The sequence below is a fragment of the Psychroserpens mesophilus genome, from assembly GCF_050617655.1.
GTDB classification, from domain to species: Bacteria; Bacteroidota; Bacteroidia; order Flavobacteriales; family Flavobacteriaceae; genus Psychroserpens; species Psychroserpens mesophilus_A.
Genome location: NZ_JBODQC010000002.1, coordinates 1 through 14,422, shown reverse-complemented (window position 1 = coordinate 14,422; position 14,422 = coordinate 1). Strand labels below are relative to the sequence as shown.

General features: G+C 31.7%; 17 protein-coding genes. 7 read left to right on the top strand and 10 right to left on the bottom strand.

What is annotated here, in order from left to right; translation table 11 throughout:
* Positions 1 to 48: 48 nt before the first annotated feature.
* From ACRHNM_RS04330 to ACRHNM_RS04300, 7 genes are all read right to left on the bottom strand, one after another.
* Positions 49 to 453 carry a nuclear transport factor 2 family protein gene (locus tag ACRHNM_RS04330; protein ID WP_431134061.1) on the bottom strand — a complete coding sequence of 135 codons (405 nt, stop codon included), beginning with the start codon at positions 451 to 453 and terminating at the stop codon, positions 49 to 51.
* Positions 450 to 1,388, bottom strand: a complete 939-nt coding sequence (locus ACRHNM_RS04325; protein WP_431134059.1) for a UDP-3-O-(3-hydroxymyristoyl)glucosamine N-acyltransferase — start codon at positions 1,386 to 1,388, stop codon at positions 450 to 452. Before ACRHNM_RS04325 ends, ACRHNM_RS04330 begins: the two co-directional genes overlap by 4 nt.
* On the bottom strand, positions 1,388 to 1,954 hold the full coding sequence (efp, locus tag ACRHNM_RS04320; protein ID WP_431134057.1) for an elongation factor P: 567 nt from the start codon (positions 1,952 to 1,954) through the stop codon (positions 1,388 to 1,390). The genes ACRHNM_RS04325 and efp overlap by 1 nt, the downstream gene beginning before the upstream one ends.
* A 131-nt stretch (positions 1,955 to 2,085) precedes the next feature.
* On the bottom strand, positions 2,086 to 2,871 hold the full coding sequence (gene lpxA / locus ACRHNM_RS04315; protein ID WP_431134055.1) for an acyl-ACP--UDP-N-acetylglucosamine O-acyltransferase: 786 nt from the start codon (positions 2,869 to 2,871) through the stop codon (positions 2,086 to 2,088).
* 46 nt (positions 2,872 to 2,917) lie between these two features.
* On the bottom strand, positions 2,918 to 4,324 hold the full coding sequence (locus ACRHNM_RS04310) for a bifunctional UDP-3-O-[3-hydroxymyristoyl] N-acetylglucosamine deacetylase/3-hydroxyacyl-ACP dehydratase (RefSeq protein ID WP_431134053.1): 1,407 nt from the start codon (positions 4,322 to 4,324) through the stop codon (positions 2,918 to 2,920).
* A complete protein-coding gene (gene lpxD / locus ACRHNM_RS04305) occupies positions 4,311 to 5,339 on the bottom strand; it encodes a UDP-3-O-(3-hydroxymyristoyl)glucosamine N-acyltransferase (RefSeq protein ID WP_431134051.1) in 1,029 nt (342 codons plus the stop codon). The genes ACRHNM_RS04310 and lpxD overlap by 14 nt, the downstream gene beginning before the upstream one ends.
* A 186-nt stretch (positions 5,340 to 5,525) precedes the next feature.
* Positions 5,526 to 6,749, bottom strand: coding sequence for an HD domain-containing protein (locus ACRHNM_RS04300; RefSeq protein ID WP_431134049.1), 1,224 nt, complete (start codon positions 6,747 to 6,749; stop codon positions 5,526 to 5,528).
* A 35-nt stretch (positions 6,750 to 6,784) separates the two neighbouring features.
* On the opposite strand from ACRHNM_RS04300, the gene ACRHNM_RS04295 reads away from it, so the two are divergent.
* The 5 genes from ACRHNM_RS04295 to ACRHNM_RS04275 all read left to right on the top strand — a co-directional run bounded on the left by ACRHNM_RS04295 (position 6,785) and on the right by ACRHNM_RS04275 (position 10,382).
* A complete protein-coding gene (locus ACRHNM_RS04295; protein WP_431134047.1) occupies positions 6,785 to 8,338 on the top strand; it encodes a response regulator in 1,554 nt (517 codons plus the stop codon).
* Positions 8,339 to 8,459: 121 nt separating this feature from the next.
* Complete coding sequence (gene tsaE / locus ACRHNM_RS04290) at positions 8,460 to 8,927, top strand: tRNA (adenosine(37)-N6)-threonylcarbamoyltransferase complex ATPase subunit type 1 TsaE (RefSeq protein WP_431134045.1); 468 nt, start codon at positions 8,460 to 8,462, stop codon at positions 8,925 to 8,927.
* Between the two features lie 155 nt (positions 8,928 to 9,082).
* Positions 9,083 to 9,226 carry a hypothetical protein gene (locus ACRHNM_RS04285; RefSeq protein WP_431134043.1) on the top strand — a complete coding sequence of 48 codons (144 nt, stop codon included), beginning with the start codon at positions 9,083 to 9,085 and terminating at the stop codon, positions 9,224 to 9,226.
* Positions 9,168 to 9,722, top strand: a complete 555-nt coding sequence (locus ACRHNM_RS04280) for a hypothetical protein (protein ID WP_431134041.1) — start codon at positions 9,168 to 9,170, stop codon at positions 9,720 to 9,722. The genes ACRHNM_RS04285 and ACRHNM_RS04280 overlap by 59 nt, the downstream gene beginning before the upstream one ends.
* Before the next feature lie 303 nt (positions 9,723 to 10,025).
* Entirely contained in the window at positions 10,026 to 10,382 is a 357-nt protein-coding gene (locus tag ACRHNM_RS04275) for a hypothetical protein (RefSeq protein ID WP_431134039.1), read from the top strand.
* Positions 10,383 to 10,387: 5 nt separating this feature from the next.
* On the opposite strand, the gene ACRHNM_RS04270 is transcribed toward ACRHNM_RS04275, so the two are convergent.
* Together ACRHNM_RS04270 and ACRHNM_RS04265 are read right to left on the bottom strand one after the other, a co-directional pair.
* Complete coding sequence (locus ACRHNM_RS04270; protein ID WP_431134037.1) at positions 10,388 to 11,005, bottom strand: hypothetical protein; 618 nt, start codon at positions 11,003 to 11,005, stop codon at positions 10,388 to 10,390.
* Positions 11,006 to 11,608 (bottom strand): hypothetical protein, encoded by a 603-nt coding sequence (locus ACRHNM_RS04265; RefSeq protein WP_431134035.1) that lies wholly within the window; start codon positions 11,606 to 11,608, stop codon positions 11,006 to 11,008.
* 99 nt (positions 11,609 to 11,707) lie between these two features.
* Here ACRHNM_RS04265 and ACRHNM_RS04260 point away from each other — a divergent pair, with 99 nt between their 5' ends.
* Both ACRHNM_RS04260 and ACRHNM_RS04255 read left to right on the top strand, forming a co-directional pair.
* Positions 11,708 to 12,907: an alanine dehydrogenase gene (locus ACRHNM_RS04260; protein WP_431134033.1), complete on the top strand. Its 1,200-nt coding sequence runs from the start codon at positions 11,708 to 11,710 to the stop codon at positions 12,905 to 12,907.
* Between the two features lie 27 nt (positions 12,908 to 12,934).
* Positions 12,935 to 13,315, top strand: a complete 381-nt coding sequence (locus tag ACRHNM_RS04255) for a hypothetical protein (RefSeq protein WP_431134031.1) — start codon at positions 12,935 to 12,937, stop codon at positions 13,313 to 13,315.
* 78 nt (positions 13,316 to 13,393) lie between these two features.
* On the opposite strand, the gene ACRHNM_RS04250 is transcribed toward ACRHNM_RS04255, so the two are convergent.
* A partial coding sequence (locus ACRHNM_RS04250; protein ID WP_431134030.1) for a T9SS type A sorting domain-containing protein occupies positions 13,394 to 14,422 on the bottom strand: 1,029 nt, incomplete at its 5' end.

Here is a 14,422-nt window from a genome sequence, read left to right as displayed (position 1 = left end):
CTAATCGTACTGCAAAAATAAGTTTTTGATACTGATATTTAAATATTTTTAAACTTTTATTTCAGCATACGAATTTAAACTATCAGAACTGATATCTGCTAACTGACTTATTTCAAAACCTTTAAACATTTTACCATCTTTTACTTCCCAGATAGAAATAAAATGTGCTAAAGCGTCTTCATTTTCTGATTGTTCAATGGTAGTTGCATAAATGGTAGATCTCACAGTTACGGTATTACCATCTTGTAACAAATGGCTAATACTATATTTGAATGAATGATACGATTTTTGAACACCTTCAAGCATTTGTTTAATGCCCTGAAAATCCAGCTTGCTATATCCTTTACTACTGGTCCACTTTAGTTCACAGTCTTCGTGAAAGAAATCCATGATGTTCTCATCTTTTGCTAAATCAGATTCGTAAAATTTTCTAACTATGTCTTTAGGATTCATTTTAACTTTTTTAGTTCTTCTAATATTTTAGGAATTTGTTTTATTGAAGCCAATCGTTTTAACTCTAATCGTGCTTCTTGTATTGGCGTTCCCCAATATGTTTTATTTCCTTCAATGGATTTAGTGACTCCAGCCTGAGCTTGAATGATAGCCTTAGCTCCAATTGTAATTCCGCTTGCAGTACCAACCTGTCCCCAAATAGTAACTTCATCTTCAATAACAACACATCCTGCAATTCCTGTTTGAGATGCAATCAGGCATTTTTTACCAATAATGGTGTCATGACCAATTTGAATTTGGTTATCTAACTTTGTACCATCTCCAATGGTTGTATCTCCAGTAACACCTTTATCAATGGTACAGCACGCACCAATATCTACATGGTTTCCAATAACCACTCGTCCACCAGACAATAACTGATCGTAACCTTCAGGGCGTTTTTTATAATAGAATCCGTTAGCTCCTAAAACAGTACCTGAGTGTATCGTTGTGTCATGTCCGATAACAGTATCATCATAAATACTAACATTGGCATGTATGATACAGTTATCTCCAATAACTACGTTATTACCAACAAATGTATTAGGTTGTATTACTGTATGTTTTCCTATTTTTGCTGAAGGAGATATAGACGTTTGTGAAGATTGAAATGGTTTAAAATGCTGTGTAAGCTTATTAAAATCTCTAAAAGGATCATCACTTATTAATAGTGCTTTTCCTTCAGGACATTCAACTTCTTTGTTAATAAGAACAATAGTTGCTGCAGACTCCAGTGCTTTATCATAATACTTGGGATGATCAACAAAAACGATATCACCAGTTTCAACGACATGTATTTCGTTCATTCCTAAAACAGGGAAATCCTCTGCTCCAACATATTCTGTGGAAATAATTTCAGCAATGTCTTTAAGTGTGTAAGGTTTAGGAAATTTCATTATTCCTTGATACGTTCTTTGTAAGTTCCCTTTTCTGTTTCAATTTTAATTTTATCACCTTCATTGATAAACAAAGGCACATTTACTTCAGCACCTGTTTCAACTGTTGCGGGTTTAGTTGCATTGGTTGCTGTATTTCCTTTCACTCCAGGTTCAGTAGCTGTAACTTCTAAAATGACTGTTGCAGGCATATCTACTGAAAGAGGCATATTATCTTCAGTATTGATAAGTATGGTCACAACTTCACCTTCTTTTAATAAGTCTGTTCTATCAATTGCAGCTTCTAATAACCGAATTTGAGTATAATCTGCTTCATTCATAAAATGATAAAACTCACCATCATTATATAAGTATTGAAATTTATGAGTTTCAACTCGCACATCGTCGATTTTATGACCTGCAGAAAACGTATTATCAATCACTTTTCCTGTTGTTACACTTTTTAATTTTGTTCTTACAAAAGCAGGACCTTTTCCTGGCTTCACATGTAAAAATTCAATAATTTTATAAATATCATGATTGTATTTAATGCACAATCCGTTTCTTATATCTGAAGTACTTGCCATATTTTAATTGTTAAAATTGTTTATTCGTTGAGTTGTTTTTTAAACTTAAATAGCAATCAGGAAACTCAAACCTAATTACATTATATTTTTTTGATTTACAAACAGTTATTATCACTATTTAAAATTTTACATTAATTCGATTTAAAATAACCCTTCATAATTCCTCGATGAGAATTTTTTATAAACTGAAGGATTTCATCACGCTCAGTAGTGGCTTCCATTTCTGCTTCAATTAAATCTGAAGCCTGCGTATTGTTATAATTTTTTTGATATAACATTCTATAAATATCTTGAATCTCTCTAATTTTTTCAGTAGAAAAACCTCGACGACGTAATCCAACGGAGTTAATACCTACATAGGATAAGGGTTCACGACCAGCTTTTACAAAAGGAGGCACATCTTTTCTAACCAAAGAACCTCCAGTTACAAAAGCATGGTTTCCAATAGAACAAAACTGATGAACTGCGGTCATACCAGCCAAAACAACATAATCTCCAACATTTATATGTCCAGCTAAAGTACTGTTGTTAGAAAAAATACAATTATTTCCAACAATACAATCGTGAGCAACGTGGCAGTAAGCCATTATTAAACAATTATCACCAATAACGGTTTTCATTCTGTCTGTTGTACCTCTGTTAATTGTAACACATTCTCTAATGGTAACATTATCACCAATTATGGTTAAAGTATCTTCATCATTATATTTTAAATCCTGAGGCACAGCAGAAATTACCGAACCAGGAAAAATATTACAATTTTTACCAATACGAGCACCTTCCATAATGGTTACATTACTTCCAATCCAAGTGCCTTCACCAATAGTAACATTACTGTAAATCGTTGTAAAAGGTTCGATGACTACATTCTTAGCTATTTTTGCTCCAGGATGTACATATGCTAAAGGTTGGTTCATTTTTATAAATTTTATTTTAATAAAGCAGTAAAAATGTGCTCGTTTTTTATTTTACTTTTGAAATTTGGGCCATCAATTCAGCTTCAGCACAAAGTTTTCCATTAGCATAGGCATAACCTTGCATATGACAAATTCCTCTTCGTATTGGTGTAATTAAATCACATTTAAATATTAAGGTATCACCAGGAACTACTTTTTGTTTGAATTTAACTTTGTCAATTTTCATAAAAAATGTTAAGTAATTCTCAGGATCTGGCACTGTACTAAGCACCAAAATACCTCCTGTTTGCGCCATAGCTTCAACAATAAGCACACCAGGCATTACAGGAGCTCCAGGGAAATGACCTTTAAAAAATTCTTCATTCATGGTCACATTTTTCATTCCGATTACGTGAGAATCTGAAAGCTCAAACACCTTATCTAAAAGTAAAAATGGTTGTCTGTGAGGCAACATGTCCATAATTTGAATCACGTCCATTAAAGGCTCTTGATTTAAATCTATTTGCGGAACATTGTTACGACGTTCATTTTTTATTATTTTGGAAATTTTCTTAGCAAACTGGGTATTGATAAAATGTCCTGGTTTATTCGCTATAACTTTTCCTTTAATCTTTGTGCCAACCAAGGCTAAATCTCCAACCACATCTAATAATTTGTGTCTGGCTGCTTCGTTAGGATGATGAAGTGTCAAGTTATCTAAAATACCATTAGGTTTAATAGCAATTGAATCTTTTTTAAATGCTATTTTAAGTTTTTCCATAGTATCTGTAGACAATTCTTTATCTACATAAACGATGGCATTATTTAAATCCCCTCCTTTTATTAGTCCGTTTTCCAGAAGCGTTTCAAGTTCATGTAAGAAACTAAATGTTCTAGAATCTGAAATGTCATCTTTAAAATCCAGAATATGATTTAAAGTTGCATTTTGCGTTCCTAATACTTTTGTTCCAAAATCTACCATAGCCGTAACCTGGTATTCTTTGGCTGGCATGACTATAATTTCGCTACCTGATTCTTCATCGGCATACGATATAACATCAGAAACGACATATTCTTCTCTAAAGTCGTCTTGTTCAGCAATGCCTGCTTTTTCTAAAGCTTCTACAAAAAACTTTGAAGAACCATCCATTATTGGTGGCTCAGATGCATTTAATTCGATAATTGCGTTATCGATATCAAGACCAACTAACGCAGCTAATACATGTTCAGAAGTTTGAATAGTAACACCATTTTTTTCTAAGCATGTTCCACGTTGAGTATTCGTTACATAATTGACATCAGCCTCAATAACTGGAGCACCTTCAAGATCTACTCTTTTAAACGAAAATCCGTTGTTTACTGGTGCTGGACAAAACGTAAGCGTTACATCTTTTCCAGTATGCAATCCAACTCCTGTGAGAGAGACTTCTTTTTCTATTGTACGTTGCTTGACGTCTGTTTTAATTATTGCCATCTACTTTCTTTTCTAAATCATTAATTGTTTTGACAATTTTAGGTAAATTTTTAAAATACACATACGATTTATTCCAATCACCATAATTGAATGATGGTGAACCTTGAAGAATCTCATTGTCTTTTACATGTCGACCAATACCAGATTGGGCTTGAACTCTAACATTATTGCCGATGGTAATATGACCAGCGATTCCCACCTGACCACCTATTTGACAATTTTTCCCAATTTTAGAAGAACCAGCAATACCTGTTTGCGCTGCAATGACAGTATTTTCACCGATTTCAACATTATGTGCAATTTGAATTTGATTGTCTAGTTTAACACCTTTTCTTATAACTGTAGAGCCTAAAGTCGCTCTGTCTATCGTTGTTGCTGCTCCAATATCTACATAATCTTCTATGATTACATTTCCTATTTGAGGAACTTTGCTATATACACCATTTTCATCTGGAACAAATCCGAAACCATCAGCTCCAATAATAACTCCAGAATTAATAATACAGTTACGACCTATACTCGTTTCAGAATATATTTTTGCTCCTGAAAAAACAATCGTATTATCTCCAATGGCAACATTATCTCCTATGTACGCATTTGGATAAATTTTAACGTTATTACCAATGGCTACATTATCTCCTAAATATGAAAATGCACCAATGTATATATCATCTCCCAGAGTAGCCGATTGTGATATAAATGAAGGCTCTTCAATACCTTGTTTGTTGAGCTTTATTTGGTTGTAGTATTCTAAAAGTTTAGAAAATGACTTGTAAGCATCGTCAACCTTTATTAAGGTTGTACTTATATCATGTTCAGGCTTAAAGGTTTTATTTACGATAGTAATAGAAGCCTTGGTAGAATAAATATATGAAGTGTACTTAGGATTAGCCAAAAAGGTTAGAGAGCCTTTAGTACCTTCTTCTATCTTAGAAAGCTTAGAAACTTCAACATCTGGATTGCCAGTAATATCGCCTTCTAAGATTCCAGCTATTTGTTGTGCTGTAAACTTCATTCTCGCAAAAATAGAAAAAATGTATCACATATTAATAGTAGATTTTGAGTTGTTTATATTTTAAAAACAGAAGATGTAATGTTGGTTGTTATTAGCTATCATTTTTTTTATCATAATGTGTTGTAATATTTATCCTGAATTTAAGAAATATCACTGATAATGGTTACTGAAGATTCATTGACAATACTATTTCTTTGGAAAGCAGATATAATATTTTGTAACTGGTTTTGATAATGCTTTTATATTGAATTGATCTGAAGCTTTTGCGATATTTACAACCTTTCCAGACTTTTGAAGAATTTTAATTGCCTGCATTTTAGATTGATATGCTTGATTTGAAATGCTATCAATAAAAACAAAGTATTGAGCTTCCTCTTTTGTAATAGTATATTTATCCATTAACTTCTGAAGATGATCATTCAATAGTTTTTGTTTAATAGGCTTATTTTTCAATTTAATTTTCAAAAGATTTCGATTAATTATCATTTCACAAAGATGACTAAGTACAAAATCTTCATGAAACTGCCAGTCTTTCATTGCTGAAATAATATCAGTATCGTCAAGTTTTGAAAAAGTTTCTAAAGTGACATCATCAAAATTATTTAAAGACACTTCGTTGGTTAAAAAATAATGTAATGCTTGGCTGGATGATAGTTCTACTCCTAAATTAGTCAGTTCTTTGGCTCGTTTTAAAACTCGTGTTAACAATTGCTCTGCTACCAAACTTGTTTTGTGAAGGTATACCTGCCAATACATAAACCGTCTGGCTACCAGAAATTTTTCAACGCTGTAAATGCCTTTTTCTTCTACTACCAGCCTATCAATTTGTACATTAAGCATGGTTATTAAGCGTTCACTATTTACATTTCCTTCAGCAACTCCAGTATAAAAACTATCGCGTTTTAAATAGTCTGCACGATCCATATCTAACTGACTGGATATTAATTCACATAAAAACGGACGTTCGTATTCTCCTTTAAATATTTTAATGGCAAGCGTTAAACTTCCGTTAAATTCTTTATTGAGTTTTTCCATGAATAATAATGAAATTTCTTCATGAGATACTCCATTTACAATACTATGCTCCATAGCATGAGAAAAAGGACCATGACCAATATCATGCAATAATATGGCAGAATATAAGGCACGTTCTTCATCTTCAGAAATCGTAACTCCCTTAAAACGAAGTACATTGATTGCTTTTTGCATTAAATGCATACAACCTATTGCATGATGAAAACGAGTGTGATTTGCTCCAGGATACACTAAATAAGATAAACCCATTTGCGTGATTCGACGTAATCTTTGAAAGTATTTGTGTTCAATTAAATCGAATATTTGAGAATTTGGAATAGTAATAAATCCGTAAATTGGGTCGTTAAAGATTTTAAGTTTGTTACTTACCATCAAACATTAAAGTTTACATTAATTTTAAACAAATATACATGAACACTATAAATATTCTTTGGGTTGACGATGAAATCGATCTTTTAAAACCACACATTCTCTTTTTAGAACAAAAACAGTACAATGTAACAACTTGCCAAAGTGGTACTGAAGCACTAGAAATCATTGATGATTCTAATTTTGATATTGTTTTTTTAGATGAAAACATGCCAGGTTTAACAGGATTAGAAACCTTAAATGAGATCAAAGAAAAGCGCGCCAATCTTCCTGTTGTGATGATAACCAAAAGTGAAGAAGAATATATTATGGAAGAAGCCATTGGTAATAAAATTGCCGATTATCTTATAAAACCTGTCAATCCAAATCAGATTTTGTTGAGTTTGAAGAAAAATCTAGACCACTCGCGATTAGTGTCTGAAAAAACAACATCTAATTATCAGCAGGAATTCAGAAAAATAGCGATGGATTTATCTATGGTAAATTCATATGAAGAATGGAGCGAACTTTATCAAAAACTAGTCTACTGGGAATTACGACTTGAAGACATAGAAGATGTTGGTATGACTGAAATTCTGGAATCTCAAAAGACTGAAGCCAATCACCAATTTGGAAAGTTTATCGAAAAAAAATACAAAGATTGGTTTGATCATAAAAGTGATGCTCCAACCCTATCACACACCTTATTTAAAGATAAAATTGTTCCTGAGCTAAGTGATACCCAACCGACTCTTCTAATTGTAATTGATAATTTAAGGTATGATCAATGGAAAGCCTTTGAGCCTATCGTTAATAATTACTATAAAAAAGTTTCTGAAACTCCATTTTATAGTATTTTACCAACTGCAACCCAATATGCCAGAAACGCAATTTTTTCAGGATTGATGCCAAGTGACATGGAACGCTTGCATCCTAAACTTTGGAAAAACGACACAGACGAAGGTGGAAAAAACCTTTACGAAGATGAATTTTTACAAGGACAGCTAAAACGTCTTGGCCTTCAGGATTTAAAAACCGAATACCATAAAATCACTAACCTCAAATCTGGAAAACGATTAGTAGAAAATTTTAAGACCTTAAAAGATAACGATTTATCTGTGATTGTTTACAATTTTGTAGATATGCTTTCACATTCTAAAACAGAAATGGATGTTGTCAAGGAACTAGCTTCAAACGATAAAGCTTACCGCTCTTTAACGGTAAGTTGGTTTAAGAATTCTCCATTACTTGAAATGATTCAGCAAGCACAACAACTAGGATTTAAATTGATTTTAACGACAGATCATGGAACGATTAACGTTAAAAATCCTTCAAAAGTTATTGGTGATCGGGATACAAGTCTAAATTTACGTTATAAAACAGGACGAAGTCTTACCTATGAAGACAGAGAAGTTTTAGCAGAAAAAGACCCGACAAGCATTGGTTTACCTAGTATTACAATGAGTAGCTCATTCATTTTTGCTAAAAGTGATTATTTTCTGGCCTATCCTAATAACTATAATCATTATGTGAGTTATTATAGAAATACATACCAACATGGAGGTGTGTCTTTAGAAGAAATGATCATTCCGTTTGTGGTAATGAACCCGAAGTAAAATATCCGTGTAATGCACAAAAATCCGTTGAAATACACATTTTTTTAGTTTTTTTCAATTTTTATACGTATTATTGCCTATAATTTAAGCTTATAATATACTTTAAGTTTTGAAATGTAGAATGTTAACTGTGGAATTAAACTATAGTATAAACGAATTAGAATCGGTAGCGACTAGGCTGTTAGAGCAAATCAATTCAAAAATTGTGTTGTTTCATGGCAGTATGGGAGTTGGTAAAACAACCCTTATAAAGGCTATGGCAAAAGCTTTAGGCAGTACAGACGATGTTACTAGTCCGACATTTTCTATAGTTAACGAATATGAGTCTTCAAATGGAAGCATATTTCATTTCGACATGTATCGCATAGAAGATGAAATTGAAGCTTTAAACTTTGGTTTTGAAGACTATTTAAATTTAGATACAAATTGGTTATTTATAGAATGGCCAGAAAACGTTGCCAACTTACTTCCAGAAGATGTAAGTGAGATAACAATTTCAATAAAAGATAAGACCTCAAGAACCCTCAAATTGAGCCAAAACGAATTATTAACCCAAAAACCTGCTTATGAGCGCTGCAAAATGCAGTAATAAATAGACCACCTTACACCGCATAATTACTGGCAAGTACGGAAAAACCGTAACCATAAGGCGATTAATTGAGTTGTTTTTAACACTCGTTTAACTGTTCAAAAGTGTATTCTCGAAGTATATTTGAACATATTAATTAATTAATCCCTTATATTATGAAAACAAAAAAGTATGTATTAGCCATTGCGATTTTCGGAGGTATGTTATTTACAGCTCAAGCAACTGATTTAATCGATCTAGATGGACAAATTAAAACAGAAATCGACAAAAGAAAAGTCAAAATTCCAACACACGGATAATAGACTTAACAGTAAGAGTATAGTAAATGGGAGTATTATTGGCGTTATTATCGCCATAACTCCCATTTTCTTTTATTCTTATTTTTATGTTCCTGAAGAGAAAACTTGGGATACATTTATTTTCACTTACGACAGTGGCTTTTATGAAGATGCTAGAACTAGTTTTTGGATGATTATGACAAAAGCTACTCCTTTAGCTTTATTATTTATTTGGTTTTTTACATGTCGCCATTGGTGGTATCATGCAATATTGGTACCTATCGCCATGTATGTTTATCAAATAATTGGAACTATTAATGATGATGTTATTTTCTTTGATAATTTTGATTTAATGTATATGGTCCCTGTAATGGCTATAATCATTCCTTCTATATATTTAGTAAGAGCTAAAATGTTTAATAAAATTAATGATGCTGACAAAACCATGCAAGAACTTGAAGAAGAATTTATGTTCAAGCCCACATCCTTTTTAGGTAAAATAAAACAATATTTCTAAATAGATTTCATATTTTTTAATACAACGCACAGCTAATTATAAGCTGTGTTTTTTTTTAAATTAACTTTGATGTTGTTGGTCTTAACACCTTAAAGCGATTTCAAAGTCTGAATAAAAACTAACGTTAGTTTATGAATTACTACTTATATCACTATTAAAACTGAATGACTTTTAAAATCCAAGACTAAAAGCGACACTGTAAATATAGAAAATAATCTATTAATATGAGCTATATCAGATAAAAAAATTACATTTGTAAAAATTATAGTTTATAATTTACTCTAAATTAATCCCTATATAACAATGAGTAAAACCATACATCGCATAATAAAACTTGTTTCTGAGTTAAATTTAAGTGCTCGACAATTTGATATCTCCATTGGTACTGCCAATGGTTATATTTTAAGAATGGAAAAAAACAATGCTTCTGTTGGAAGTGATGTGATAGAGCGAATCATAAAGGAATACCCTCAAGTAAATTTAGTTTGGTTGATTACAGGAAAAGGTGATATGTTCATTTCAGAGCAGAAAAAACCAAATACAAGAAGCAAACAAGAAATTGAAGCCTATATTGACGAACGGTTAAAGTCCAATCTTTCTGATGAAAAGAAAGCCCTTTTAGATGAGATTTTAACGGAAATTGAGAACTCAAAAAAATAATTATGCTAAAGTGATAGCCGATCTCTTAAAGCAATTAATTTTGCTAAATATTCTCTTTCATTAATATCCTTATTTGTTTTTAGAATCAAATCAAAATCCTTTTTGATAAGTTTGTAATCCTTTGATTTAAACTTGGAAACCCTAATTAGTTGATCATTAATTTCTTCATTAATCAATTTATTAATTTTATTTTTATTCGTAACAAACTTTAGTTTAGAACTTAACAATAATAGAAATAATATATACGGAATTGAAACATACAAAGTATCTATAATATTTATATTTTGATTACCATTTTCAGCATAATTAATATTTATAAACACTTTATATAATTCTGAAACAATAGGGAATAAAAGTATATATTTCCATTTTTTGTTGCAGCTTACAAACCAAACAGACAAAATTCCTAACGTTAAAAATTTAATACTTAATGTCCAAAAATATAAATCAATACTTTCGAAGTATCCTGAATTAAAAGTATAGAATTGTGTTATCCAAACTTTTGTGTTTTGAGGAACTAATGTATGTAGGTAAAAAAGAAAAGGTAATATTATAATTAGAATCATAATAAGGATATCTCTTTTCAACTTTTTGTTATGTGCTAACCTAAAAATAATTTTCATTCACTGAGTTTTATAAAATTTATTTCTTATCGAAATTATTTTTTTTAAATAATCTTCTGAATTAATCAATGTTCTTTTATTTTTAATTTCAGTAAGTGAAGATTTTAATTCTTTTAGCTCATCAATTTTTATTTTCTGAATCTGAAAAAAAACTTCATCTATTTCATCATCAATTTGGGTTCTTAATTCTTTTTTAAGATTATAAGAATTAAGTTTATGTGAAATATAAAATAACAAAAAAATAAAAGGAATAGTTATAGGTAAACTTATTAAATAATCAATAACATCAATACGGTCAACGCTTGAATTAAAGGCTAAAAATAATTTGACTAACTCTATAATTATAGGAATTAAAATTGCTGATTTCCACCAATACTTACAAGTAATAAACCAAATAGAAGCATATAACAAAATTAATATTTTTGTTTTAATAAAATTAGTAAAACTAGAAGTGTCCGGAAATCCAAAACTACCAACTTCAAAACCTAAAACATTAACTGTTTTTAAACCTGGAGGAAATAAACTATCTGTAAAAAAATACATTAATGTTATGAAAATAATCAAAACCGACATCAGTACATCATATAATTTAAAATCTTTCATAATCATCAAACATAGAAAATTATCTACGTCTAATATATGAACTTTTATTTTAACTATTCAAATAATTATTTGTAATTTGAATTTTCAATTCAAAGTTAAATGAGTAAGTCAAGATCTCCTTTTACCAAAGCGCAATTACTTCCGCAGGAAGAAACCCTTGAAATATTAAAGCAAAAAGGCAATCTGTTTATTGGGATTCCCAAAGAAACTTACTTTCAGGAAAAACGTGTGTGCCTCACTCCTGATGCTGTTTCAGCATTAGTAACTAATGGTCATCGTGTGATGATTGAATCTGGCGCTGGAGAAGGCGCTAATTTTAAAGACAAAACATATAGTGAAGCTGGTGCAGAGGTCACCAAAGATACCGCTAAAGTATATTCCTGCCCTATTATTCTTAAAGTGGAACCGCCTTCTCTTGATGAAATCAAACTAATTAATCCGCAGACGATTCTCATTTCTGCTTTACAACTAAAAACACAACATAAATCCTACTTTCAAGCTTTAGCTTCCAAACGAATAACAGCTTTGGCTTTTGAGTTTATAAAAGACGAAGATGGTGCCTATCCAGCTGTACGTTCGTTAAGTGAAATTGCCGGAACTGCTTCTATTTTAATTGCTTCAGAATTATTATCTAACGTTAATGGTGGAAACGGATTAATGTTTGGCAATATAAGTGGTGTTCCTCCTATAGAAGTTGTGATTATTGGAGCTGGAACTGTAGGCGAATTTGCTGCTCGCTCTGCACTTGGTTTGGGTGCAAATGTTAAAGTATTTGATAATTCTATTACGAAATTACGCTGTATTCAATCTAATTTAGGTAGAACCATCTATACCTCAACCTTACAGCCTAAAAATTTAATCAAAGCATTAAAACGCTGTGATGTCGCTATTGGAGCAGTTAGAGGAAAAAACAGATCTCCTGTTATCGTTACAGAACCCATGGTTGATAGCATGAAAACTGGTGCAGTAATCATTGATGTTAGTATAGACATGGGTGGATGCTTTGAAACGAGTGAAGTGACTAATCATGACAAACCTACATTTGATTACAACGGGATTACACATTATTGTGTACCAAATATTCCTGCACGTTACTCTCGATCTGCTTCTGTATCTATTAGTAACATTTTTACACCATATCTACTAAAAATAGCTGAAGATGGCGGAATTGAAAATGCCATCCGTTTTGATCGTGGTTTAAAAAATGGGTTGTATTTTTACCACGGAATTTTAACTAATAAATCGGTTGCAGACTGGTTTGATTTAGACTGTAGCGATGTTAACCTGTTAATTTTCTAAACAAAACAAACATCTTAAGCTTCATTTATGAAATTAATACACCGAATTGGCTACTACTTAGGCGGCTTTTCAATTGGACTTATCGTACTTGCCTTTTTTTTAAGCGGAAAAAAGACATCTTGCGATTATGGACCTGATGCCAGAACTATAAAAAACATATTGATTAAAAAGAGGACTTATTCTGATGCTGCCATGGTATCGATGACTAATTATAACTTAGATACTTTAATGGTGTCCAATCTTATAAAAACTGGAGATGTTAATTTTTCTAAAAGTGAAACACGGGTTGAAGGTTGTAAAACATACCACATCGAAAATACATATAACGATAATGACCTAGAAATGGTCATCAAGAATTGTGATTCTACAGCAACGGTTTTATCTCTTGAGTTTGCAAATAAAAATTAAGAAAAAGCTCTTATACTAAAAAAAACGCCAATACATTCATTAGAAAGTATTGGCATTTTTAACTAACACAAATTAAAATTACCTTATCGGGATTTTTTTCAGTAATTCAGTATCATCATAAATGAGTCGTACCACATAAATACCTCTCGAAAACTGAGAGCTGTCAATTTCTTTATCTAAAGAATTCGCATTATCATTGGTTGTGATTTTCTCTCTATGTATAATTTTTCCTGAAAGATCATAAATGACAATTTGATCAACATCTACTCTATTCATGCCTGAGATTTTAAGTTTCAGTACATCTGCATTAACATCCTGATATATAAGGAAATCAAATTCATCTTCGACTTGCGGAATTTCTTCAGCACTACAATCATTAACATATACCATAACAGTTGCTTCATCTGAAGATAATTCATTATAAATTAGAACTGAATATTCAGTATCTGTTCCTGGAGCTACATTTATACTTTGAGTCGTTTCACCGTTATTCCATAAATACGCTTCTTCTCCATTAACGCCTCCATCTGCTGTAAGCGTTACCATTTCATCAGCACAAATTGTAAGGTCTTCTCCTGCATATGCCTCAACCGTTTCTACCACATTGACCTGTATCGATTTTTCATCAGAGCAATTGTTAATAAATCCTGTCACTGAATAGGTTCTGGAAGTTGAAGGGCTTACCGCTATATTTGCTTGTGTTGCACCATTATCCCACTGGTAAGAATTCGCTCCACTTGCAGAAAGTGTAATAAATTCTCCTTCTAAAATCGTCACTTCTCCACCATTCAAAATAACAACATTAGGATTGAGATTTACAAAAACAGTTACCTCATCTTGAGCCTGTTCATCTCCTTCAAATACTGTTACTGTATACGTTTCTGAAGTCCCTGGATTTACCTCTATACTTTGAGTTGTTTCTCCTGTACTCCATAAATAAGCATCACCTTCAGAAGCCGTAAGAATTGTTGAACTACCTTGACAAATCGATTGATTATCACCAGCGTCTGCAGTAAAAATAAATGGCTCTACAGTCACTAAAATTTCATCTGTAGCTTCACAACCATTTGCATATCCTGTAACTGTATAAGTCGTTGTAATTGCAGG

Coding starts and splice junctions, on each gene's coding strand:
- ACRHNM_RS04280 (WP_431134041.1), top strand. CDS start 9,168: ATGGACAAATTAAAACAGAAATCGACAAAAGAAAAGTCAAAATTCCAA.
- ACRHNM_RS04285 (WP_431134043.1), top strand. CDS start 9,083: ATGAAAACAAAAAAGTATGTATTAGCCATTGCGATTTTCGGAGGTATG.
- lpxA (WP_431134055.1), bottom strand. CDS start 2,871: ATGAACCAACCTTTAGCATATGTACATCCTGGAGCAAAAATAGCTAAG.
- efp (WP_431134057.1), bottom strand. CDS start 1,954: ATGGCAAGTACTTCAGATATAAGAAACGGATTGTGCATTAAATACAAT.
- ACRHNM_RS04270 (WP_431134037.1), bottom strand. CDS start 11,005: ATGAAAATTATTTTTAGGTTAGCACATAACAAAAAGTTGAAAAGAGAT.
- ACRHNM_RS04295 (WP_431134047.1), top strand. CDS start 6,785: ATGAACACTATAAATATTCTTTGGGTTGACGATGAAATCGATCTTTTA.
- ACRHNM_RS04260 (WP_431134033.1), top strand. CDS start 11,708: ATGAGTAAGTCAAGATCTCCTTTTACCAAAGCGCAATTACTTCCGCAG.
- ACRHNM_RS04325 (WP_431134059.1), bottom strand. CDS start 1,388: ATGAAATTTCCTAAACCTTACACACTTAAAGACATTGCTGAAATTATT.
- ACRHNM_RS04275 (WP_431134039.1), top strand. CDS start 10,026: ATGAGTAAAACCATACATCGCATAATAAAACTTGTTTCTGAGTTAAAT.
- ACRHNM_RS04310 (WP_431134053.1), bottom strand. CDS start 4,324: ATGGCAATAATTAAAACAGACGTCAAGCAACGTACAATAGAAAAAGAA.
- ACRHNM_RS04330 (WP_431134061.1), bottom strand. CDS start 453: ATGAATCCTAAAGACATAGTTAGAAAATTTTACGAATCTGATTTAGCA.
- lpxD (WP_431134051.1), bottom strand. CDS start 5,339: ATGAAGTTTACAGCACAACAAATAGCTGGAATCTTAGAAGGCGATATT.
- ACRHNM_RS04255 (WP_431134031.1), top strand. CDS start 12,935: ATGAAATTAATACACCGAATTGGCTACTACTTAGGCGGCTTTTCAATT.
- ACRHNM_RS04265 (WP_431134035.1), bottom strand. CDS start 11,608: ATGAAAGATTTTAAATTATATGATGTACTGATGTCGGTTTTGATTATT.
- tsaE (WP_431134045.1), top strand. CDS start 8,460: ATGTTAACTGTGGAATTAAACTATAGTATAAACGAATTAGAATCGGTA.